General features: G+C 61.8%; 25 protein-coding genes. 23 read left to right on the top strand and 2 right to left on the bottom strand.

Annotated elements, in window-relative coordinates; translation table 11 throughout:
• Positions 1–92: 92 nt before the first annotated feature.
• From ACZ9DP_RS34450 to ACZ9DP_RS34440, 3 genes are all read left to right on the top strand, one after another.
• Positions 93–659, top strand: a complete 567-nt coding sequence (locus ACZ9DP_RS34450) for a sigma-70 family RNA polymerase sigma factor (RefSeq protein ID WP_476205049.1) — start codon at positions 93–95, stop codon at positions 657–659.
• Complete coding sequence (locus ACZ9DP_RS34445) at positions 646–1,281, top strand: NrsF family protein (RefSeq protein WP_476205047.1); 636 nt, start codon at positions 646–648, stop codon at positions 1,279–1,281. Before ACZ9DP_RS34450 ends, ACZ9DP_RS34445 begins: the two co-directional genes overlap by 14 nt.
• Before the next feature lie 293 nt (positions 1,282–1,574).
• Positions 1,575–1,916: a hypothetical protein gene (locus ACZ9DP_RS34440; protein ID WP_476205045.1), complete on the top strand. Its 342-nt coding sequence runs from the start codon at positions 1,575–1,577 to the stop codon at positions 1,914–1,916.
• Positions 1,917–2,337: 421 nt separating this feature from the next.
• Here ACZ9DP_RS34440 and ACZ9DP_RS34435 read toward each other — a convergent pair whose 3' ends face one another.
• On the bottom strand, positions 2,338–3,288 hold the full coding sequence (locus tag ACZ9DP_RS34435) for a LysR family transcriptional regulator (RefSeq protein WP_476205044.1): 951 nt from the start codon (positions 3,286–3,288) through the stop codon (positions 2,338–2,340).
• Positions 3,289–3,383: 95 nt separating this feature from the next.
• Here ACZ9DP_RS34435 and ACZ9DP_RS34430 point away from each other — a divergent pair, with 95 nt between their 5' ends.
• The 9 genes from ACZ9DP_RS34430 to ACZ9DP_RS34390 are packed head-to-tail and all read left to right on the top strand — an operon-like array spanning position 3,384 to position 12,733.
• Complete coding sequence (locus tag ACZ9DP_RS34430; protein WP_476205043.1) at positions 3,384–4,256, top strand: dioxygenase family protein; 873 nt, start codon at positions 3,384–3,386, stop codon at positions 4,254–4,256.
• A complete protein-coding gene (locus ACZ9DP_RS34425) occupies positions 4,253–5,317 on the top strand; it encodes a maleylacetate reductase (protein ID WP_476205041.1) in 1,065 nt (354 codons plus the stop codon). The genes ACZ9DP_RS34430 and ACZ9DP_RS34425 overlap by 4 nt, the downstream gene beginning before the upstream one ends.
• Before the next feature lie 52 nt (positions 5,318–5,369).
• Positions 5,370–6,650 (top strand): ABC transporter substrate-binding protein, encoded by a 1,281-nt coding sequence (locus ACZ9DP_RS34420; RefSeq protein ID WP_476205040.1) that lies wholly within the window; start codon positions 5,370–5,372, stop codon positions 6,648–6,650.
• 51 nt (positions 6,651–6,701) lie between these two features.
• Positions 6,702–7,421, top strand: a complete 720-nt coding sequence (locus ACZ9DP_RS34415; protein ID WP_476205039.1) for an ABC transporter ATP-binding protein — start codon at positions 6,702–6,704, stop codon at positions 7,419–7,421.
• Positions 7,421–8,140 (top strand): ABC transporter ATP-binding protein, encoded by a 720-nt coding sequence (locus tag ACZ9DP_RS34410; protein WP_476205038.1) that lies wholly within the window; start codon positions 7,421–7,423, stop codon positions 8,138–8,140. Before ACZ9DP_RS34415 ends, ACZ9DP_RS34410 begins: the two co-directional genes overlap by 1 nt.
• A complete protein-coding gene (locus ACZ9DP_RS34405; RefSeq protein ID WP_476205037.1) occupies positions 8,127–8,990 on the top strand; it encodes a branched-chain amino acid ABC transporter permease in 864 nt (287 codons plus the stop codon). The genes ACZ9DP_RS34410 and ACZ9DP_RS34405 overlap by 14 nt, the downstream gene beginning before the upstream one ends.
• Before the next feature lie 9 nt (positions 8,991–8,999).
• Entirely contained in the window at positions 9,000–10,085 is a 1,086-nt protein-coding gene (locus tag ACZ9DP_RS34400) for a branched-chain amino acid ABC transporter permease (protein ID WP_476205035.1), read from the top strand.
• Positions 10,078–11,832, top strand: coding sequence for an FAD-dependent monooxygenase (locus tag ACZ9DP_RS34395; protein WP_476205034.1), 1,755 nt, complete (start codon positions 10,078–10,080; stop codon positions 11,830–11,832). Before ACZ9DP_RS34400 ends, ACZ9DP_RS34395 begins: the two co-directional genes overlap by 8 nt.
• Before the next feature lie 7 nt (positions 11,833–11,839).
• Positions 11,840–12,733, top strand: coding sequence for an intradiol ring-cleavage dioxygenase (locus ACZ9DP_RS34390; RefSeq protein ID WP_476205033.1), 894 nt, complete (start codon positions 11,840–11,842; stop codon positions 12,731–12,733).
• A 9-nt stretch (positions 12,734–12,742) separates the two neighbouring features.
• Here ACZ9DP_RS34390 and ACZ9DP_RS34385 read toward each other — a convergent pair whose 3' ends face one another.
• Positions 12,743–13,771: a LacI family DNA-binding transcriptional regulator gene (locus ACZ9DP_RS34385; protein WP_476205032.1), complete on the bottom strand. Its 1,029-nt coding sequence runs from the start codon at positions 13,769–13,771 to the stop codon at positions 12,743–12,745.
• Between the two features lie 272 nt (positions 13,772–14,043).
• Here ACZ9DP_RS34385 and ACZ9DP_RS34380 point away from each other — a divergent pair, with 272 nt between their 5' ends.
• From ACZ9DP_RS34380 to ACZ9DP_RS34330, 11 genes are all read left to right on the top strand, one after another.
• Entirely contained in the window at positions 14,044–14,727 is a 684-nt protein-coding gene (locus tag ACZ9DP_RS34380; RefSeq protein ID WP_476205030.1) for an ABC transporter substrate-binding protein, read from the top strand.
• Positions 14,693–15,322, top strand: coding sequence for an ABC transporter substrate-binding protein (locus tag ACZ9DP_RS34375; RefSeq protein ID WP_476205029.1), 630 nt, complete (start codon positions 14,693–14,695; stop codon positions 15,320–15,322). Before ACZ9DP_RS34380 ends, ACZ9DP_RS34375 begins: the two co-directional genes overlap by 35 nt.
• Positions 15,323–15,399: 77 nt before the next feature.
• On the top strand, positions 15,400–16,146 hold the full coding sequence (locus tag ACZ9DP_RS34370) for an ABC transporter ATP-binding protein (RefSeq protein ID WP_476205028.1): 747 nt from the start codon (positions 15,400–15,402) through the stop codon (positions 16,144–16,146).
• Positions 16,146–16,874, top strand: coding sequence for an ABC transporter ATP-binding protein (locus tag ACZ9DP_RS34365; RefSeq protein WP_476205027.1), 729 nt, complete (start codon positions 16,146–16,148; stop codon positions 16,872–16,874). Before ACZ9DP_RS34370 ends, ACZ9DP_RS34365 begins: the two co-directional genes overlap by 1 nt.
• 11 nt (positions 16,875–16,885) lie before the next feature.
• Positions 16,886–17,293 (top strand): ABC transporter permease subunit, encoded by a 408-nt coding sequence (locus tag ACZ9DP_RS34360; RefSeq protein WP_476205026.1) that lies wholly within the window; start codon positions 16,886–16,888, stop codon positions 17,291–17,293.
• Positions 17,202–17,765, top strand: a complete 564-nt coding sequence (locus ACZ9DP_RS34355; protein WP_476205526.1) for a branched-chain amino acid ABC transporter permease — start codon at positions 17,202–17,204, stop codon at positions 17,763–17,765. The genes ACZ9DP_RS34360 and ACZ9DP_RS34355 overlap by 92 nt, the downstream gene beginning before the upstream one ends.
• On the top strand, positions 17,765–18,808 hold the full coding sequence (locus ACZ9DP_RS34350; protein ID WP_476205025.1) for a branched-chain amino acid ABC transporter permease: 1,044 nt from the start codon (positions 17,765–17,767) through the stop codon (positions 18,806–18,808). The genes ACZ9DP_RS34355 and ACZ9DP_RS34350 overlap by 1 nt, the downstream gene beginning before the upstream one ends.
• A 75-nt stretch (positions 18,809–18,883) precedes the next feature.
• Positions 18,884–19,651, top strand: a complete 768-nt coding sequence (locus tag ACZ9DP_RS34345) for a glutathione S-transferase family protein (RefSeq protein WP_476205024.1) — start codon at positions 18,884–18,886, stop codon at positions 19,649–19,651.
• Between the two features lie 28 nt (positions 19,652–19,679).
• A complete protein-coding gene (locus tag ACZ9DP_RS34340) occupies positions 19,680–20,606 on the top strand; it encodes a dioxygenase family protein (RefSeq protein WP_476205022.1) in 927 nt (308 codons plus the stop codon).
• Positions 20,607–20,619: 13 nt separating this feature from the next.
• The gene (locus ACZ9DP_RS34335; RefSeq protein WP_476205021.1) at positions 20,620–21,366 is read left to right on the top strand and encodes an SDR family NAD(P)-dependent oxidoreductase; all 747 of its coding nucleotides are present in this window, start codon (positions 20,620–20,622) and stop codon (positions 21,364–21,366) included.
• Positions 21,366–22,244: a beta-keto acid cleavage family enzyme gene (locus ACZ9DP_RS34330; protein WP_476205020.1), complete on the top strand. Its 879-nt coding sequence runs from the start codon at positions 21,366–21,368 to the stop codon at positions 22,242–22,244. Before ACZ9DP_RS34335 ends, ACZ9DP_RS34330 begins: the two co-directional genes overlap by 1 nt.
• The last annotated feature ends 30 nt before the right edge of the window (positions 22,245–22,274 follow it).

Here is a 22,274-nt window from a genome sequence, read left to right as displayed (position 1 = left end):
ACGCCTGAGAACAAAGGCTCGCCCGCTACCGCGAAATAATTTCGAACGAGCGGTAACAAAGATGTGTGCCCTCTCGTAGAGGATGATGTCGGGTGAAATATTCAGCACGGGAAGAGGAATGGGCAAGCTGGATGCGCAGCGCCATGGGTGGCGATGCGCAGGCCTATCACCGCTTTCTTTGCGCTGTGACACCTCATCTGCGCGCCATGGCCCGCCGGCGCTGCGACCAGTTCGGCGCGCCGGCAGGCGAGGTGGAGGACGTCGTGCAGGAGGTGCTGCTGGCCGTTCACCTGAAGCGCGGAACCTGGGATCCGGCACGCCCGATCGGCCCTTGGCTGTCGACGATCGTGCGCAACAAGCTGATTGACAGCCTGCGCCGCCGCGGCCGTCACATCGATGTGCCCATCGACGACGTGATGACAACGCTCGAAGCGGAAGAACAGGCGGGCAATTTGGATCGGCTCGACGCCGAACATATGTTGAATCGCCTGAAGGATCCGCAGCGTGATATTGTGCGCTCGATTTCGATCGAGGGAGCAGGTGTTCGCGAAACGGCCGAAAGGCTGAGAATGAGCGAAGGTGCGGTGCGCGTCGCGCTGCACCGGGCGTTGAAGTCGCTGGCGGCCTTATACCGGAGTGAGACGAGTGAAGACCGATGACCTGATCAGCCTCCTGGCACAAGACGCGCCCGTCCGCGCGCGGCTCGGCCTGTTGCTCATGAGTGCTTTGCTGATCGGCGTCGCGGTCTCTGCAGCGTTGCTTTTGTCGGCAGTCGGTATCCGCCACGACATGGCAAGCGCGATCGAAACGGCACGCGTGCTCTTCAAGATGGTCCTGACCCTGACGCTCGCCGTCACCGCTTGCGGGCTTGTCTTTCGCATCGGCCGGCCGGCCGTGCCGCTGGGGCTTTCAAGCCTGGCGCTCTTCGTGCCGCTGATCCTGCTCGCAGCAGGCACAGCAGCCGAATTGACGGCCATTCCGCAGGATGCATGGGAAACCGCGATGCTCGGCCGCAACGCACGCTTCTGCCTGTTCTTCATCCCGGTCCTGTCGCTCGCGCCGCTTGCGGGCTTCCTCTGGGCACTGAAAAACGGCGCTCCGGAACGCCCAAGCCTTGCCGGCGCCGCAGCAGGCCTTGCCGCCGGCGGTATAGCGGCAGCGCTTTACGCCTGGCACTGCCCGGACGACAGCCCGCTGTTTCTCGCAGTCTGGTACACCATGGCAATCGCGGCAGTGACCGCCATCGGCACGCTGATCGGATCACGATATCTGAAGTGGTAAGACAGCAACGGTCACGAGATCACGGCCGTTGGCATCGGCTCTTCTACTTTGTAAGGGACCCTGAAGAGGACTCGAACGTTTCCGTCTTAAGGCTCCGTAACCAATTGATTATGCTCGACAACCTGGCAACAGCAGATGACTCGACTATCACAATTCCTATTGCAGTTGCAAGACTTTTGAACAGGGCATTTTAGCCGGCGCAGAAGCAGGTTTGACCCAGCAATTAGCGAAGGCCTTTCAGCCATTTTTGCACCTCATATCGGGCATATTTGAGCCGATCTCCAAGGGCTTGTTTGAAGACTAGGGAACGGCCGCCCTCTGGGGGCAATGCGTTCTACGAATATTCGAGCCTGATCGAGATCAGCCACAGAGCTGTGGAGGCTTCCCTCACGGTGATGCTGGGTGATCTGATGCGCAGCAGCGTGACGACCCTTGTCGATATTGCCGGTCCGCATGACGCCTGGTTGCCGACATTGGCGAGGAGCGGTGCACGAGCCTATGTTGCGTGCCTGTTGTCGAAAAAGGGCAGGCCGGTTCATCTCGACTATGATGGGGCTCTGGCGGAACTGCAGGAGGCTCAAGATTTCGCGGTAAGAGCCTTGAAGCCAACGATCCCGCGAAGCGGGCGAGCTTGATCCTCGCACGACGGTCGTTGCCCTCGCTCTGATGTCACTGTCAAAAAATGCTGGAGCCTTAGAGACATCGTCCGTGATTGGTGTTTCACCGATGGAGGATCGGGAGAAAGGCCCCATTGTCGCGGAGGCGGTTTTACAGTCGAAGCAAAGATGAAGTTTTCATCCGGATGTCCCCGGACACCTACCTCTTTAGCCGACGACCGCGTCGCCGATCATGCTTCGTTGGCGCTCGATGGCTGGGGTATAATTGGGCGAGCGCTTTGTTTGGGATCAAAAGCCATACGGTTCTCCGGTGGCTTGCTGCGTTGCTGGCCCGTCGACTGAGCGCGTCGGCAAAGCTGCTATAGCCGAAAAGTCGATCAGTCCTCCGGTGTGCCCATTCTTACATAATTCAGACCGTCGGCGAGAATATTCGGGCGCGCTACGATCCCCAGACCACCGACTGCTCGTGGCGTTTGATCAGGTGCTTCAGATTATCAAAGCCGGTGCGGACATGGCGGGCGAAGTGATCGACGGCGGGGGAGCGGGGGGCGTCGGAGCGCTTGAGGAGTCCGAGCGCTCGTTCGGGGTGCGGGATGGAGACGGGCAGCGCTGTGATCGATTTTTCGTTGCGCAGCGCAAAGACGACGCTATGCGGCATGATGGTCAACGCATCGGCGGACTTCATGTAGTTGACGACGCTCATCAGCGAGCCGCCGGAATAGCGGATCTTGATCTCGGTCGCACCGAAGGAGAGCAGCATGCTGCGCAGGTCGGCCAAAAGCGGACTGCCCGGTGGCGGTGCGACCCAGGGATACTCGAGCAGATGGGCTGGCTGCGGACGGCGTTTTAAAAGCAGTGGATGCGTCACTCGGCAGGCGACCACGTTGCGGCCGGGCAGGATCTGTTGGAATTCGAGCCCGGAGCCTTCATCGAGAATGTCGATCGGGCAGATGGCAAGGTCGATCTGGTCGGCATTGAGCGCTGCCCGCAGGTCCGGGAAGTAGCCATAGCTCTGGTCGATGCGCACCTCCGGATATAGGTTCTGGAACTCGGCGATCATGCCGGCGATCAATGCATCCATGAAGAAGGGCGTGCCGCCAACGCGCACCACACCGCTCTTGCCGACCCTGAAACTCTCGACGACATCTGATGCCTTGCGCGACGCCGACAGCATTGTCTGCCCATGGTCGGCCAATGCCCGACCGAGTGGTGTCGGCTGCAGCGGCCGGCGGCCCTTGATGAACAGAGGTTCGCCGATCCGCGCCTCCAGCATGGAGAGCGTGCGCGAGACGGCCGGCTGCGAGAGGCCGAGTAGGGCCGCCCCCTCCGTGACACCGCCGGTCTTCACCACGGCGGCAAGCTGGACAAGATGGCGTTCGTCTATCTTCATAACGATATGATATATTAAATCGGAATAAAATCATCAACGGACTCATGATCTTCGGCTAATTTAGTCTCAACCAGCCATTGCCCTGGAGGAGACGCATGACGCCCGGTCCGATGGCGCTGAATTTCAGCGAGGCCACCTCGTCTGAGATTTTCGCGCAACGCCTTCCGCAATCGAAAGACGATCGCCTGCCGCAGATCCTGGCGGTGGCGGTCGCGCATCTTCATGCTGTCATCCGCGAATTGCGGCCGACGCAGGCGGACTGGCGCAAGGTCATTGAGTTCCTGACCGATGTCGGCCATGCCAGTGACGAACGGCGCCAGGAATGGGTACTGCTGTCGGATCTGCTCGGCGCCTCGGCGCTGGTCGAGGAAGTCAATTCGCGCCGCCCGAACACGGCGACCCCCAACACCGTCCGCGGCCCGTTCTTCCGCGCGGATGTTCCGCAACTGGCCTCAGGCAGCAATATCTCGCTCGACGGCATCGGCGAAAGACTGGATGTGTTCGGACAAGTGCAGGACCTGGACGGGCATCCGGTGGCCGGTGCCGAAATCATCACCTGGCAGGCCAATGCGCAGGGGTTTTACGAGAACCAGCAGCCGGACCTGCAGCCCGAATTCAACCTTCGCGGCATTTTCCGCGGCGACGAGAGCGGCCGTTTCCATTACCGGACGGTCAAGCCTTGTGGCTATGGCGTTCCGGACGACGGGCCGGTCGGCACGCTCTTGAGACAGGCGGGCTATCCGCTCCGCCGCCCGGCGCACCTTCATTTCATCGTCAAGGCACCGGGCTTCGAGACGATCACCACGCATATCTACGACGGCAGCGATCCGCATCTGGCCGAGGACGCGATCTTCGGCGTCAAGCCGGAACTGGTGCGCACCTTCGAGCGACAGGGCAAGGGCATACCGTCGTGGCGGCTGGATCTGACCTTCGTCATGGTGCGGGCAAGACAGGGAGCCGAGGCATGAGCCGGGATTTCATCTATAGCGGCAGCCCCGCTCATATCGTCTTCGGCGAAGGCAAGCGCGCCACTGCTGGCGAATGGGTCGAAAAGCTTGGGCGCAAACGGGCGTTGGTCCTGTCTACGCCGCAGCAGAAAGAGGATGCCGAGGCGTTGGCGAAGCGCTTGGGCCTGTTGGCCGTGGGCGTTTTTGCCGGTGCTGTCATGCATACCCCGGTCGATGTCACCGAGGCGGCCATGAAAGTGGTGGCCGAAACGAAGGCCGATTGTGTCGTTTCGCTTGGCGGCGGCTCGACCACCGGGCTCGGCAAGGCGATAGCCTACCGCACGGACCTGCCGCAGATCGTCATACCTACCACCTATGCCGGCTCGGAAGTGACGCCGATCCTTGGCCAGACCGAGTACGGGCGAAAGACCACGGTGCGCCATGCCAGGATCCTGCCGGAAGTGGTGATCTACGATCCGGCGCTAACGACGGGGCTGCCGGTCGGCATGAGCGTCACGTCAGGGCTGAATGCCATGGCCCATGCCGTCGAGGCGCTTTATGCACAGGACCGCAATCCGATCTCGTCGCTGATGGCGGTCGAGGGACTGCGCGCCTTCAAGGCCAGCCTGCCTGATATCATCAAGACGCCGCAGGCGCTCGATCTGCGTGCTGATGCGCTCTATGGCGCCTGGCTCTGCGGCACGGTCCTCGGCACTGTCGGCATGGCGCTGCATCACAAGATTTGCCACACGCTCGGCGGCACTTTCGACACGCCGCATGCCGATACGCATGCGATCATGCTGCCGTACACCGCAGCCTACAACGCCGTCGCCGTGCCCGTATTGCTGGCGCCCGTCGCGGACATCTTCGGTGGTTCAGTCGGCGGTGGGTTGTGGGATTTCGCCAAACTAATCGGAGCGCCGCTCGCCTTGAAGGATCTCGGCCTGAGCGAGGCCGACCTTGACCGCGCTGCTGAGATCGCCACCGAAAATCCCTACTGGAACCCGCGGCCGATCGACCGACCGTCCATTCGCAGCCTGTTGCAGGATGCCTGGGAGGGCAGGCGGCCGGGCAGACCATAGCTAAAGGTATCATCACGCTCTCTGGGAGGAGAGAAAAATGGGAGGAGGAACCATGTTTACCAGACGCGAGTTTCTGAAGACGACGGTCGCCACCGGCGCGCTCGCTGCGACGTCCGGCCTTGCAGCGCCGGCGACAGCGCAGGATGTTGCTATCAAATTGGGCTATGTCAGCCCGCAGACGGGCCCACTCGCCGCCTTCGGCGAGGCCGACAAGTTCATCATCGACAGTTTCCTGGCGACGACGAAGTCGATAGGGCTCAACTACGAAGTCGTCGTCAAGGACAGCCAGTCCAACCCGAACCGGGCGGCGGAAGTCGCCAAGGAACTGATCGTCGATGACGAGGTGAATCTGATCCTCGTCGCCTCGACCCCGGAGACCACCAATCCGGTGGCGACGACCTGCGAGGCGGAGGAAATGCCGTGCATTTCCACCGTTGCACCGTGGCAACCCTGGTTCATCGGCCAGCAGGGCAATCCCGCCGACCCGGCGTCGTGGAAGTCGTTCAATTATGCCTATCACTTCTTCTGGGGCCTCGAAGACGTCATCGCCGTCTTCACCAACATGTGGGCGCAGATCGAGACCAACAAAAAGGTCGGCGGCCTTTTCCCGAATGATGGTGACGGCAATGCCTGGGGCGACAAGGTCGTCGGCTTCCCGCCGGTGCTCGAGAAGATGGGCTATGTGCTCACCGATCCCGGCCGCTACCAGAACATGACCGACGATTTTTCGGCTCAAATCAACGCCTTCAAGTCCGGCCAATGCGAGATTGTCACCGGTGTCGTTATCCCGCCGGATTTCACCACCTTCTGGAACCAGGCCAAACAGCAAGGCCTCGCCCCGAAGATCGCCTCGATCGGCAAGGCGCTGCTCTTCCCGCAGACCGTGGAAGCGCTCGGGAATGCCGGTCACAACCTGTCCTCGGAAGTCTGGTGGACGCCGAGCCATCCATTCAAGTCGTCGCTGACTGGCGAGACGTCGGCGCAGGTCGCCGAAGCCTTCACCAAGGCGACCAACCGCCCCTGGACGCAGCCGATCGGCTTTGCCCATGCCCTGTTCGAACTGGCGGCGGATGTGATGAAACGCGCCGGCGATCCGACGGACGGCGACGTCGTGGCGCAGGCGATTGCCGCCACCAAACTCGATACGCTGGTCGGGCCGATCGCCTGGGACGGCAAGAACCTGCCGCCGTTTGCCGCCAAGAACATAGCCAAGACCCCGTTGGTCGGCGGCCAGTGGCGGTTGAAGGACGGCGGCGGCTACGATCTCGTCATCACTGACAACACGACGGCGCCGAACATTCCGGTCGGCGGCAAGATGGAAGCAATCGCCTGATTTTTGGCGCGGGGTCTCCTGAAGGCCCCGCCTGTTCTGGGAGGGATAGGCTTGGCAATTCTCGAACTCGATGGGATCTCGAAGAAGTTCGGCGCGCTGACTGTAGCCGAGCAGATCTCCTTTGCCCTCGGCGAGGGAGAGGCGCTTGGCATCATCGGGCCGAACGGTGCCGGCAAGTCGACGCTGTTCAATTTGATCACCGGAAATATCGCCGCCGACAGCGGCAGCATCCGCTTTCTCGGCAGCGACGTGACCCGCACGCCGCCGATGGCGCGCTGCTTGTGTGGCATGGGCCGGACCTTCCAGATCCCGCAGCCGTTCGAGAAACTGACGGTGTTTGAAAACCTGCTGGTGGCCGGTGCCTTCGGTTCGCGACGCCGCGAAGCGGAGGTGTCTGACCGCTGCGCCGAAATCCTCGTCGACACGGGCCTGATCGACAAGGCGAATGTGCTGGCCGGTAGCCTGTCGCTGCTGCAGCGCAAGCGACTGGAACTGGCACGTGCGCTGGCGACGGAACCGAAGCTGCTCCTGCTCGACGAAATCGCCGGCGGGCTGACTGAGGGCGAGTGCCGGTCGCTGGTCGCCACGATCCGCGCCATTCATGCGCGGGGCATTGCCGTCATCTGGATTGAACACGTGCTGCATGCGCTGAATTCCGTCGTCGAGCGCCTGCTGGTGCTGCATTTCGGCAAGGTCATCGGCATCGGCACGCCGGAGGACATCATGGCCTCCCGCGATGTGCGCGAAATCTATCTGGGGATCGAAATCTGATGGCACTTCTCGAGACAAAGGGACTGACAGCCTTCTACGGCGATTTCCAAGCACTGTTCGGTGTCGATATCGCCGTCGACGCCGGTGAGACCATCGCCATCATCGGCGCCAACGGAGCGGGCAAGACGACGCTGATGCGCTCGATTTCCGGCGTGCTCGCCAATGCCGCGGCGTCGATCCTCTACAGGGACGAGTCGATCGGGGCGTTGCCGGCGCCGCATATCCTGTCGCGCGGCATTGCCATGGTGCCGGAGGGGCGAAAGCTATTTCCGTCGCTGACGGTCGAGGAAAACCTGCTGATCGGCAATTACGGTCGCAAGGTCGAAGGGCCGTGGGCGCTCGACAGCGTCTACGCGTTGTTCCCGATCCTCAAGGAGCGCCGCAACAATCCGGCAACCGCGCTTTCCGGCGGGCAGCAGCAGATGGTGGCGATCGGCCGGGGGCTGATGTCCAATCCGGCGGTGCTTCTTTGCGACGAGATCAGCCTTGGCCTGGCACCTGTCGTCGTGCGCGATATCTACGCTGCCTTCCCGCGCATCCGCGAAACCGGCGCCTCGATCGTCATCGTCGAGCAGGATATCGCCCAGGCTCTGAAGGTGGCCGACCGCGTCTATTGCATGATGGAGGGACGGGTGACGCTCTCCGGCCGCGCCGCCGATCTCAGCCGCGACGATATCCACAAAGCCTATTTCGGGACGGATCATCATGAACTGGCTTGATACCATTCTCCAGGGCGTGCTGCTCGGCGGCCTCTATGCGCTGTTTGCGGCGGGCTTGAGCCTCGTCTTCGGCATTATGCGGCTGGTCAATCTCGCCCACGGCGACCTGATCGTGCTCGCGGCCTTCCTGATCCTCGTGCTGGTGACGACACTTGGTCTCAACCCGTTTGTCGCCGCTGTGATCGCCGCGCCGCTGATGTTCGCCATCGGCTGGGCGCTGCAATATCTCCTGCTCAACCGCACACTCGGCAAGGATATCCTGCCGCCGCTGCTCGTGACCTTCGGCCTGTCGATCGTCATCCAGAACGGTTTGCTTGAAAGTTTTTCCGCCGACAGCCGCCGCGTCTTTGCTGGCAGCCTGGAAAGCGCCTCAGTCAATCTCGGCCCGGTCAATGCCGGTATCATGCCGCTGATAACCTTCTTCTCAGCCGTCGCCGTGATCATCGGTCTCAACCAGCTGATCTATCGCACCCCGGTAGGTCGCGCCTTCCGGGCAACGTCCGACGATCCGGTAACGGCAGGACTGATGGGTATCCGGCCGCAGCGCATCTTTGCGCTGGCGACCGGGCTTGCCATGGTGGTGGTGACGATCGCCGCCCTTTATCTCGGCACCCGGGCCAATTTCGATCCGACATCCGGACCGGCGCGGCTGATCTATGCCTTCGAGGCGGTCATCATCGGAGGACTGGGCTCGCTGTGGGGCACGCTTGCCGGCGGCATCATCCTCGGCGTCGCCCAGACGGTCGGTGCCGCGGTCAATCCGGAATGGCAGATCCTTGCCGGCCATCTCGCCTTTCTCGCCGTTCTCCTGTTCAAGCCGCGCGGCCTCTTCCCGCGCGCGGTCGATTGAGGTGCATCGATGACCATGGCCATTCCATCCTTCACGGTCGAGACGCGCACCAGGGCGTCGACGCTGTCGGCAATAGCGGTCACCGCTCTATTGCTGCTTGCGTTCGCCGCACCCTTCATCGTCTCGCGCGGCGTCATCCAGGACCTGTTCTTCATTCTCACCATGCTGGTGCTGGCGCAGAACTGGAACCTGCTGGCCGGTTACGCGGGTCTGATCTCCGTCGGCCAGCAGGCTTTCGTCGGTTTCGGTGCCTATACCATGTTTGGCGCGGTCATCCTGTTCGGCGTCGATCCGGTCATAGCGATCCTGATTACCGGCGCATTTTCCGTCGCCCTTGCCATTCCGATCGCCTTCTTCACCTTCCGGCTCTACGGTCCCTATTTCGCCATCGGCACCTGGGTTGTGGCCGAAGTCGTGCGACTGCTGCTTGCCCAGTGGAAGGCGCTCGGCGGCGGTACCGGCACGTCGCTGCCGCGTGATGCGACCCGCGACATGATGGGCGTCGAACTGATGCGCGATCTCTTCGGCATGAAGGCCTCGCAGGCAAGTGATGCGCTGACCTACTGGCTGGCGCTGATCCTCGTCGTCGCAACCATCGCCTTCATTTATGGGCTGCTGCGTAGCAAGCAGGGCCTCGGTCTCGCTGCCGTGCGCGACAACGAACAGGCGGCCCGCGCGGTCGGCGTCGATGCGCGGCGGATGAAGACGCTGGTCTATCTCGCCACCGCCTTCATCACCGGCGTCGCCGGGGCGCTCATCTATGTGCAAAAGGCGCGCATCTCGCCGGACGCCGCCTTCTCGGTCACCGACTGGACGGCCTACGTCATCTTCATCGTCGTGATCGGCGGCATCGGTACGATCGAAGGCCCGATCCTCGGCGTCTTCATCTTCTTCCTGTTGCAGAACCTGTTGGCCGATTTTGGCTCCTGGTATCTGCTGATTCTGGGTCTTCTCGGCATCGCCGTCATGCTTTTTGCGCCGCGCGGCCTCTGGGGATTGTTCTCCGATCGCACCGGCATCCAGCTTTTTCCGGTCCGCCGCGTTCTGAAGGGCGGGCCGCTCAATCACACGCATAAGGGAGGGCCTCATGGCTGACATTACCACCGACGTACTCATCATCGGCACCGGCCCGGCAGGCTCGGCCACCGCCGCACTTCTTTCGTCCTACGGGGTCGAGAACGTGGTGATCAACCGCTATCGCTGGCTGGCGAGCACGCCGCGCGCCCACATTACCAACCAGCGCACCATGGAAGTGCTGCGCGATCTCGGCCGCGATGTCGAGGACGAGGTCTATATGTTCGCCGCCGAGCAGGATCTGATGGGCGAGAACGTCTTCTGTACCTCGCTCACCGGCGAGGAGATCGGCCGGATGAAGAGTTGGGGCAAGCACCCGCTGTCCCGCGCGGAGCATCAACTGTCCTCGCCGACCCAGATGAACGACCTGCCGCAGACGTTCATGGAGCCGCTGTTGTTCAAGACGGCCTGTTCGCGGGGCACGCAGTCGCGCATGTCGACGGAATATCTGAGCCATGTGCAGGATGGAGACGGTGTCACGACCACCTGTCTCGACCGGCTGACAGGCAAGGAGTTTACTGTCCGCTCGAAATATCTGGTCGGGGCGGATGGCGGTAATTCCAAGGTCGCGGAACATGCCGGCCTCACCTTCGAGGGCAAGATGGGTGTTGCCGGCTCGATGAACATCCTGTTCCAGGCCGATCTTTCCCGCCTGGTCGCCCATCGGCCGTCGGTACTTTACTGGGTGCTACAGCCGGGCGCCGATGTCGGCGGCATCGGCATGGGGCTGGTGCGCATGGTCAGGCCGTGGAACGAATGGCTGATCGTCTGGGGCTACGACATCAACCAGCCTGCCCCCTCGGTGGACGAGGCGCATGCGAAGAAGGTCGTGCGCGATCTCGTGGGTGATTCAGACCTCGAAATGACCATCAAGTCGGTCTCGACCTGGACTGTCAACAACATGTATGCGACCACCATGTCGAACGGCCGCGTCTTCTGCATGGGCGACGCGACCCACCGCCATCCGCCGTCGAATGGCCTTGGCTCCAACACCTCGATCCAGGATGCCTTCAACCTCGCCTGGAAACTCGCCTTCGTGCTCAAGGGCACGGCCGGGCCGAAGCTGCTCGACAGTTATCAGTCAGAGCGCGCGCCGGTCGCCAAGCAGATCGTCACCCGTGCCAACAAATCGATCGAGGAGTTCGGCCCGATCTTCAAGGCGCTCGGCCTGCTCGATTCGATCGACCCGGTGAAAATGCAACAGAACATGGATGCCCGTTGCAACAACACGGTCGCGGCGGAGGAGCAGCGCGCCGCGATCCGCAAGGCGATTGCCGACAAGGTCTATGAGTTCGATTGCCACGGCGTTGAGATGAACCAGCGCTACCGCTCCAGTGCGGCTGTCACCGACGGGCAAGCGGAGCCCGCCTTTACCAAAGACTCAGAACTGCATTGCCAGCAGACCAGCTGGCCGGGCGCACGGCTGCCGCACGCCTGGGTGTTTTCCGCCACTGGCGAGAAGGTTTCCACGCTCGATCTCGCCGGCCATGGCAAGTTCACGGTGCTAACCGGCATCGGCGGGCAGGGCTGGGTCGACGCGGCCCGCAGCCTTAGCAAGGAATTCGGCATCGAGATCGCCGCCCATCTTATCGGGCCGCGCCAGCAGTGGCAGGATTTTACCGGCGACTGGGCCAATATCCGCGAAATCCGCGACAGCGGCATCCTCTTGGTCCGCCCGGACCACCATGTCGCCTGGCGGCGCGAGGCGATTGCCGACGATCCGGCAGCAGAGCTGCGGCGCGTGCTGACCGCTATTCTTGAAAAGTGAGACCGTGATGGACGCGCATGAAAAAGGCTTCTTCACCGAAGAGAATTCCGTCGAGGTCGTCACCGGCCGCAACAGGAATGCGAAAGACGAGCGGCTGAAGCAGATCATGGAAGTGGTCACCCGCAAGCTGCACGAGGCGGTCAAGGAGATTGAGCCGACCCAGGAGGAATGGCTCCAGGCGATCATGTTTCTGACCCGCACCGGCCAGATGTGCAACGAATGGCGGCAGGAGTTCATCCTGCTCTCGGACACGCTCGGCATCTCGATGCTGGTGGACGCCATCAACAACCGCAAGCCGTCCGGCGCGTCCGAAAGCACGGTGCTCGGTCCCTTTCACGTCAAGGGCGCGCCGGAACTGCCGATGGGTGCCAATATCTGCCTCGACCAGAAGGGCGAGGACATGGTGATCGGCGGGCGCATCCTCGATACGGCCGGACAGCCGATCAAGGATGCGGTGCTGGATGTCTGGCAGGCCAATGACGAGGGCTTCTACGACGTGCAGCAGCAGGGAATCCAACCGGATTTCAACCTGCGCGGCGTCTTCCGCACAGACGACGACGGGCGCTACTGGTTCCGGGCGGTGAAGCCGAAACACTACCCGATCCCGAATGACGGCCCGGTCGGCCAGATGCTCGATCATCTCGGCCGCCACCCGAACCGCCCGGCGCACTTGCACTACATCATCAAGGCCGACGGCTTTGAGACGCTGATAACGCACATTTTCGATCCGGATGATCACTACATCAATTCGGACGCGGTCTTCGGTGTGAAGGAAAGCCTGCTTGCGGAATTCAAGCGCACGCATGATCCGGACCGCGCCAAGGCCTACGATTTCGACGGCGACTTCTGGGAGGTCGAGCATGACTTCGTTCTCGCCCGTGTTGGCGAGAAGCGAGGCTAGGATGGGATATCAGGGGCAGGGCGCCGTGCTCTCGCGGATCACAAGTTCGACCGGCAGGATGGTTTCGATCTCAACGTCATCCGCCGTCTCGCCGTTCAGGAGACGCAGGAGGATTTCGGCGGCCGCGCGTCCCGCACCATGCTGCTGGATCTTGACGGTCGTCAGCTTCGGCCGGATCAGGTCGAGGAAGGGCATGTCGTTGAAGCCGGTGACCGAGACCTGCCGTGGACAGTCGATGCCGCGTTCGCGCAGAGCCTCGATGGCTCCGAGCGCCAGACGGTCGTTGGCGCAGAGCACGGCGGTGAAGGTCTCGCCGGAGGACAAAAGCGCCGACAGGCAGCGGGCACCTTCCCGTTCATCGAAGTGGGTAGCGGTGACGATCAAATCCTCGTCGGCCTCGGCACCAAGATCCCAGGCGGCTCTTCGGAAAGCGGCGAGGCGAAGCTGCCCTGTGGACAGATCCTGTGGGCCGGCGATATGGGCGATACGGGTATGACCGAGCTCCCGAAGATGCCGCAGCATCTGGCAGATGCCGGCGTCTTCATCGTTGATGACATAGGGGATGTCGGAGGCCTCGACCTTTCGGTTGAGCGTTACGACAGGCAACCCATCTTGCGCCGCCCTGGCGATCGACGGGTCGCTGCGCAGCACGGCGGCATGAATGATGCCGTCGACGCCGCGATCGCGCAGAACATCGAGAAGGCGGACCTCGCGGTCCCTCTCGCTGTCGGTGTTGACGATGATCGAGGCATAGCCGAGCGGTTCGAGCACGCTTTCGATTCCGCGCAGGATCGGCGGAAAGATGACGTTGGTAATGTCGGGGATCATCACGCCAACGGTCATGGTCCGGTTGGTTCTGAGCCCCGCCGCGATCCGGTTCGGGCGGTAGCCGAGGCTTTCCGCCGCCGCCTGGATTCTTTTGGCGACTTCTTCCGTGATTGTCTTGCGTTCCACAGGATCCAAAGCCCGCGACACGGTCGACACGTGAACGCCGGTCTCTCTCGCTATGTCCTTCAGGGTAATTCGTTTTTTCTGCATTTCATGGCCTCGTCTCGGCCGCATTCTACAACGTGCATCGAATTAAGCAATCGATTGCAGAATGTTCCTTGACCATTCGAGTATGAGATGTTAGTAATGTATGCAATCGATTGCACGTTCTCGCATAGCAAGATGCTGTCGGTTGGAAATTCGCGCAGTCATTGCCTGAGGAGGAGCCTTAAGGGCGGATGAAGTGCGCGGAGCGGACAACTCGATTGTCCGTCGATTCTTTTGACAAGGCGTGCAATCGATTGCACCGAGGAGGAACATCGATGAAACTGGCGAAATTACTAATGACGACAGCAGCAGTGGCTTTGCTCGCTGGCGCTGTGCAGGCGGCGAACATCAAGATCGGTGCATCGCTGCCGATCACCGGCGGCCTTTCGGTCAGCGGCGAAAAACACAAGCGCGGCTACGAACTGTGCACCGAGCTAATCAATGACGCCGGCGGCATTCTCGGCCGGCAGGTCGAGCTTGTCGTCAGCGACAATCGCTCCGATCCGGCAACCGCGATCAATCAGTACGAACGCTTCATCAATGTCGACAAGGTCGATGCCGTCTATGGCACTTTCTCCAGCCGGCTGACCTTCCCGGTCGCCAGCATCCTTTCCAAATACAATATGGTGCATCCGGTCCCGTCGGGCGGCGCGCTGCGCATCTATGAACAGGGCTACAAGAACCTGTTCTATTTCCAGGTGAGCGCCGCCGAATATACCGGCAAGGACGTGATTGCCGTGATGAAGGACATCGTCGCGTCCGGTCAGGCTCCGAAGACGGTTGCGGTCGTTTCCGCCGACGACTTCTTCGCCAACGCCATTGCAGCCGGTCTTCTGGGCCAGAAGGTCAAGGACCCGGCGACCGACAACGAGATCGCCGATCTCGCGCCCGGCTACCTTGGCGGACGCCGGTATCGAGGTGGTGATGCAGGAGAAATGGCCGGAAGAAGGATTCAATGACTGGCTGAATCTTGCGAATTCCATCAAGCGGTCGGGCGCCGAGATGATCGTCGGCCTGACGGCCTCTGCTGAAGAGGCCGTTCAGTTGACCCGTGCGCTGAAGACCGTCGGTGCTTCGCCGAAGCTGGTCTATCTGAGCCAGGGCGCCCAGAACGAATTCATCGAAGGCGTGGGCAAGGAGGCCGCCGATGGCGTGCTGATCCACACGACCTGGCACAAGGACGTGCCCTTCGAGGGAACGCTCGCCGGCAAGCCGTTCAACAATGCCGATTTCGTCAAGGCATTCGAGACGGCCTATGGTGTCGAGCCGGATGAGGACAGCGCAATTCCCTTTGCGGTCTGCCAGGGCATCGAGCAGGCGATCACCGGAGCCAATTCGACCGACAATGCCAAGATGGGCGAATGGCTGCATGCGCGCACCAAGGACGATCCGGTGCGCACCGTTCTCGGCCGCTTCAGCTGGGACGAGCGCGGTCTTGCCAACAACAAGGAGCACATCATGACCCAGTGGCAGGACGGCCAGCTGAAGTTCGTCTACCCGAAAGGCGAGTTCGAAGGCGTTGTGCCGTTCAGCTACCCGAAGGCGGGTTTCTGACCTCCGCCATGCCGTGGGGTCGCATCGCGACCTCACATCCTGACTGCCGAATGCAGAAGTGATGGAAGGTAAGACGCATGCTCGAAGTGAAGAATCTCTGCAAGCATTATGGAGGCATCCGGGCCGTCGACGGTGCCACCTTCACCGTCGAGAAGGGCTCGATCACCGCCCTGATCGGCCCGAACGGCGCCGGCAAGACGACCGCCTTCAACTGTATCAGCCGCACCGTCGCGCCGACATCCGGCGAGGTCTGGCTGGATGGGCAGCGGATCGACCACCTGCGGCCGCACAAGGTGACCGCCAGGGGCCTGAGCCGCACCTTCCAGATTTCCCGCAACCTCTCCGACATGACGGTGATCGAGAACGTCATTGTCCAGTCGCGCGTCGATGGCATTGCCGGCCTGTTCAAGCCGGCGATGAGCCCTGAGGAAAAGGATAAGGCTATGTCCATTCTCGATTTCCTCGGCATCACCCGTATCGCCTATGAAGACGGCAACAACCTCTCCTACGGGCAGAAGAAGCTGATGGATCTCGCCGCGCTTCTGATGTCCGATCCGAAGATCATTTTGCTCGACGAACCGGCCGGCGGCGTCAATCCGTCGCTGCTGGAGGAGATCATCGGCCATATCCAGGCGCTGAATGCGCGCGGTCTGACGGTGCTGATTGTCGAGCACAATATGGACCTGATCATGCGGCTGTCGCATCGCGTCGTTGTCATGGCACAGGGGCGGGTGATCTGCGACGGAACGCCCGATGTCGTGCGCAAGGACCGCCAGGTGCTCGACGCCTATCTCGGCGGCGTGCTCGATCAGGAGGCCGCCTGATGACGGAGCTGCTTCAGGTCACCGATATCACTGCCGGCTATGGCGACGGACCGGCAATCCTTGACGGCGCCCATCTGACGGTCGAGCCCGGCAAGGTCCATTGCATTATCGGCCCGAACGGCGCCGGCAAATCGACGCTGATGAAGGCCATCTGCGGCATGCTGACGATCCGCAAGGGCGACGTCGTCTTCAAAGGCAAGCGCCTGAATGGCATGCGCCCGGACCGGATCCTGCGTGAAGGCATCTGTTTCGTGCCGCAGGAGCGGGCGCTGTTTCCGAAGATGACGGTGCGCGAAAACCTGCGCATGGGCGGCTTCATCCTTGACGACAAGAAGGAACTGGAGCGCCGCATCGACGGCATCCTCGAACGGTTCCCGATCCTGCGTGAGCGAGCCGACCAGCATGCCGGCACCATGTCCGGCGGGCAGCAGCAGACGCTCGCCATGGCCCGCACGCTGATCATCAAGCCAACAATCGTCATGCTCGACGAACCTTCGCTCGGGCTGGCACCGAAGATCGTCCAGGAGATGTTCAACATCATGAAGATGATGTCAGCGGAAGGCGTCACCGTGCTGCTCGTCGAGCAGAACGCGCTGATGGGCCTGAAGAATTCCGACTGGGGCGTCGTGCTCGATCTCGGGCGCACGCTGTTCGAGGGGCCGGCGGCCACTGTGCTTGCCGATCCGCGTATCCAGGAACTCTACCTCGGCGGCAAGAAGGCCGCCTGAAGGAGCAGATGATGGTAGATATTCTGCAAATACTCATTCTGGGCCTAGCTCTCGGTGGCGTCATCGCGCTGATGGGGTCCGGCCTGTCGCTGGTCTTCGGCGTGATGCGCATCGTCAATCTCGCACACCCTTCGCTGATTATCGGCGGCGCTTATGTCACCTATTGGGCCTTCAAGATGACGGGCGTCGATCCGGTTGTCATGCTGCCGGTAGCCTCCCTGATCATGGCCGCCATCGGCGTGCTGCTCTATCGGCTGATGTTCGAGAGGGAGACCAAGAGCGCCAAATATTCCGACAATGACGGTTCTCCTGACCTTTGCACTCGCGATGATGGTCGAAGGCCTGCTCGGCGGTCTCTTCACCAACACGCAGCGCGTCGTTTCGCCCGGCTATGCAACGGATGCCTTCTTCATCGGTGATCTCTTCATTCCAAAGGGCCAGCTGTATGCCGGCATCGTATCGCTAACGATCATTGGCGGGCTGACTCTTTTCCTCAAATATTCCCGTCTCGGCCATGCCATCCGGGCGACGACGCAAAACCGCGAGGCCGCTGAGCTTCTTGGCGTCAACGTCAACTTGATCTGCATCCTTGCCTTTGCCATCGGTATCGGCCTTGCCGGCGCGGCCGGGTCACTCGTCAGCTTCGTCTTCAGTTTCTTCCCGGCAAAACATTGGGAATGGATTGCCATGCTGATGTCGGTCGTGGTGCTCGGTGGCATGGGCAGCATTCTCGGCACGGTGCTTGCGGCACTCATGCTCTCGGTCATCGCTGCCTTTGTCGGCACCTGGATCGGCGCGACCTGGTCGACACTTACCTTCTTCCTCGCTCTTTTCCTCATCCTGCTGGTGCGGCCCCAGGGCCTGTTCGGCGAAAAACCGGAGATGGCATGATGGCCGTTACTCTTCAGCAATCCAGCGCCAGTGCCGTTGTCGAAGCGCGCCGCGCCCACAATGAGAAGCTCGCCCGCAAGGCCGATCAGACCCGGGCCACCTGGTTTCCGCTGGCGATTATGGCGATCCTCGTCGCCCTGCCGCTCTTACAGTTCACCGGCAACTACAATTACCTCCTGCACATGGTGCTGTTCACCGCCTCCTATGTGGCGATGGCCTCGGGCTGGAATATCCTCGGCGGCTTTGCCGGCTACATTTCGCTCGGGCACAGCGTGTTCTTCGCGATTGGCGGATATTTCTCCGGCATGATCCTGGCGCGTTACGGCATCTCGACGATCATCACCGCACCGCTCGCCGGCCTGCTCGCCGCAGTGGTCGGTTACCTGATCGGCATGGTGACGCTCAAGGTCCGCGGCCCGAGCTTCATCATCTCGTCGATCGCGCTCCTGATGATTGCCCGCATCCTGTTCGACAACTGGCAGTTCATCGGTGGCGCCAATGGCGTGACGCTGCCCGTCAACGACCTTCCGGTGCTTTGGGCAAAGGTTCCCTATTACTACGCCATGCTGGCGATTGCCGCCTTCACCATCTGGGCGAGCTACCGGATCAAGCATTCGAAGTTCGGCCTAGGTCTACGGGCGATCTCAAAGGATGAGATCAAGGCGGAAAGTGCGGGCATTGATACCCGCTTCTACAAGGTCATGGCCTTCGCACTTTCCGCCTTCTTCGTCGGCATGGCCGGCGCCGTCTGGGGCGAATATCTCACCTATCTCCGGCCCAATATCTTCCTGGTGATCCTGGTTTCAGCCAACCTCGTCTTGATGTCGATCCTTGGCGGCAAGGGGACCATTGCCGGGCCGGTGATCGGAGCGATCCTGATCGTGGCGCTCAACGAACTCTTCGTCGCCATCATGGGCGCATCGGAAATCAACATCCTTGGCACCGGCATGGTGATGGCGGCGGGCCTGATGTTCTTCCCGCTTGGCCTCGTCGGCACGCTGGCGAGGAAAGGCAAACTGCCGCGCGTCCTCAACTGGGATTGATCGCGCGTACCGCCCCGTGGGGCACTGTCTCAATGCCTTGTTTGGACCTTGCCGCACGGCAGGAGGAGAGAAGTCATGCCGGAATATGTTCTATACAATGCGCCGCAATCCACCTGCAGTCAGAGGGTGCGCTATGTGCTGCACGCCAAGGGCCGCGACTTCGAGGAGCACAAGCTCGATCTCTTCAAGGGCGACCAGTTGAAGCCGGATTACCTGAAGATCAATCCGAACGGGCTGGTGCCGGCGCTGGTGCACAATGATAATTCCATCATCGATTCAGCCGTCATCATGGAATATCTCGAAGATATCCTGGGCACCGTCTCGCCGCTTCGCCCGGAAGATCCGCTGATGGTCGCGCGGATGCGGGCGATGATGCGCTACATCGACGAGGTCCCGACGCCAGCCGTCCGCGTGCCGTCCTATAACCTGGCCTTCCTGCCGCACTATCAGGCGATGACGGAGGAAGAATTCCTCGCCGTCTGCGAGAGCAAGCCGCTGCGCCGTGAATTCCTGCTCAAGATGGGCCGCACCGGCTTTCCGCAGTCGGAAATGGACGAGGCGCTCGGCCGCCTGCGACGCGGCATAGAGCGCATGACGAGCTGGCTTCGGGAGAGTGGCGGCCCTTGGCTGATGGGCAAGGACCTGACGCTTGCCGACATCGCCATCATGCCCGTCATCGTGCGCATGGACGACATCAACCTCGGCCACCTCTGGGAGACCGAGATCAGCGAGTGGCTCGACCGCATTCGTACGACCGACGCCTTTGCCAAGACTTATTACCACGGTGCCCTGCTGACGGAGAAATATCCGCACCTGCAGGCCTTGAAGACCGTAGCCGTCTGAAGCGCGGGGCAACCACAGGAGAAGCATCATGCAACATGTAACAATCGAACCGAAGCTCATCAGCACTGTTGCCGACGTGACGCCGACGGTGCTTGCAGCGATGTCGCGCACGTCCGATCCGCGGCTGAAGCAGCTCATGGATTCCATGGTTCAGCACCTGCACGCCTTCATCATCGAGACTGAGCCGACCGAAGAGGAATTCGAGCAGGGCCTGCGCTGGATCGCAGCCCTTGGTCACCACACGAATGAGAGCAACAACGAGGTGGTGCTTGCCGCAGATGTCGTCGGCGCCTCGACCTTGATCGACCTCATCAACAATGATGGCATGCAGGGCGAGACCATGTCGGCGCTGCTCGGGCCCTTCTATCGCGGACAGGCGCCGGATTGCGCCTGCGGCGACTGCATCGCCCGCTCGCAAACGCCCGGCCCGGCGCTCTATTTCACCGGCAAGGTGACGGGTGTCGACGGCGCGCCGATCGAAGGAGCGAAGCTCGATGTCTGGCAGGCGTCCCCCGTCGGTCTCTACGAAAACCAGGATGCCGGCCAGGACGATTTCAACCTGCGCGGTGTCTTCCGCACCGATGCCGATGGCAACTTCCATTTCACCTCGGTGAAGCCGGCCGGTTATCCGGTTCCTGTCAATGGTCCCGTCGGCGATCTCCTGCGCGCGCAGCAGCGTCATCCGATGCGTCCCGCGCACATCCACTTCATTGTCTCGGCGCCCGGTCACAAGACGCTGGTCACCCAGATATTCTCGGACACGCACGATGCGCTGGCGACCGACGTCGTCTTCGGCGCGAAGACGCAGATCATCGGCGATTTCGTCGAGCACGCCGAGCCGCACCCGGATCATCCGGATGTGCCGCTGCCTTTCTACACTTGCGAGTACCAGTTCAAGCTGGTCGAGGGCGAACCGAGCTATCCGGTGCCGCCGATCTCGGGCAAGAAATCGTGAGGGAGTAGTGAACATGTCGCATGCTTTGACAGGCAAAGTCGCGGTGGTGGTCGGCGGCTCGGGCGGTATCGGCCGGGAAACCTGCCGGCTGCTCGCCGAAGCCGGCGCCCGCGTCGCGGTCGGCTACCGCTCCGGCAAGGAAAAGGCCGAAGCGCTCGTTGCGGCACTGCCGGGCGAGGAACACGCCGCCCTGCCGGTGTCGATCGAAGACACGCCAAGCATCGGGGCGTTTCGCGATGCTGTGCTCTCCCTGTTCGGCCAAGCGGATATTCTGGTGAATGCCGCGGGCGTGACCAAACCGGTGCCGCACGCCGATCTCGATGCGCTCACCGACGAACTGATAGACCAGATCTTCGTCAACAACTGGCGCGGCGTGTTTGCGACAGTCAGGGCCTTCGCGCCGGCGCTCAAGACAAGCGGCGACGGGCTGATTGTCAATGTTTCTTCGATCGCAGCCTTCACGGGCATCGGCTCCAACATCGCTTATTGCGGTGCCAAGGCCGGCCTCGACATCATGAGCAATTCGCTGGCGCGTGCGCTGGCTCCGCATGTCCGCGTCATGGCCGTCTCGCCGGGCATGGTGGATACGGATTTCGTTCCCGGACGGGGGCAGGATTTCAAGGACAAGGCCGCCGCCGCGACGCCGCTGACGAGGCTGACGACGACGACCGATGTCGCCGAGGCGATCCTCGCCTGCGCGACGCATCTTAAATTCTCGACCGGCACGCGGATCGTGGTTGATGGGGGGAGGCACCTCTGATGCAGCCGAAAGTCATCATCACCTGCGCCATTACAGGCAACCTCACCACCCGCGAAAACCATCCCGACCTACCGGTCACGCCGGAGGAAATCGCCAACTCCTGCCTGGAGGCAGCCGATGTGGGTGCCGCCGTCGTCCACATCCATGTGCGCGATCCGGAAACGGCAAAGCCGTCGATGGAACTGACATACTATCGCGAGGTCATCGAACGCATCCGGGCAAAGAACGATACGGTGATCCTCAACGTCACCACCGGGCCGGGCGGGCGCTATCATCCGAGCGATGAAAATCCTGCCGTCGCCGGGCCGCGCACGACGCTGATGCGGCCGGAGCGGCGGGTGGAACACATCCTTGCGCTGAAGCCGGATATCGCGACGCTCGATCTCAACACCATGACCTTCGGTGCCGAGGTGGTGATCAACACGCCCGGCACCGTGAAGATCATGGCCGACCTCATCAACGGCGCAGGCGTCAAACCGGAACTGGAAGTGTTCGATACCGGCGATATCCAGCTAGCGCACGATCTCCTGAAAGCCGGTGTGCTGAAATCGCCCGCCATGTTCACCATCGTCACCGGAGTCAAATACGGCCTGCCGGCCACGCCGGACGCGATGGCGCTCGCCGCGCGCATGCTGCCGTGCGATGCCGTGTGGACCGGGTTCGGCGTCGGCCGCATGTCGTTTCCGATGGCGGCGCAGTCCTATCTGCTCGGCGGCCATGCGCGCGTCGGGCTGGAGGACAATTCCTACATCGCCAAGGGCGTGCTCGCGAAGGGCAATGGCGAACTCGTGGAGCGCGCCCGCGACATCATCGAAAAACTGGGCGGGCAGATCGCCGGCCCGTCGGAAGCCAGAGACATCCTGCAATTGAAGGCCTGACCGGCCCGAAGCACCCATGAAAGGACACAG

Source organism: Rhizobium sp. USDA 4016 (assembly GCF_056279705.1).
This window is presented reverse-complemented; position numbering and strand designations above follow the sequence as displayed.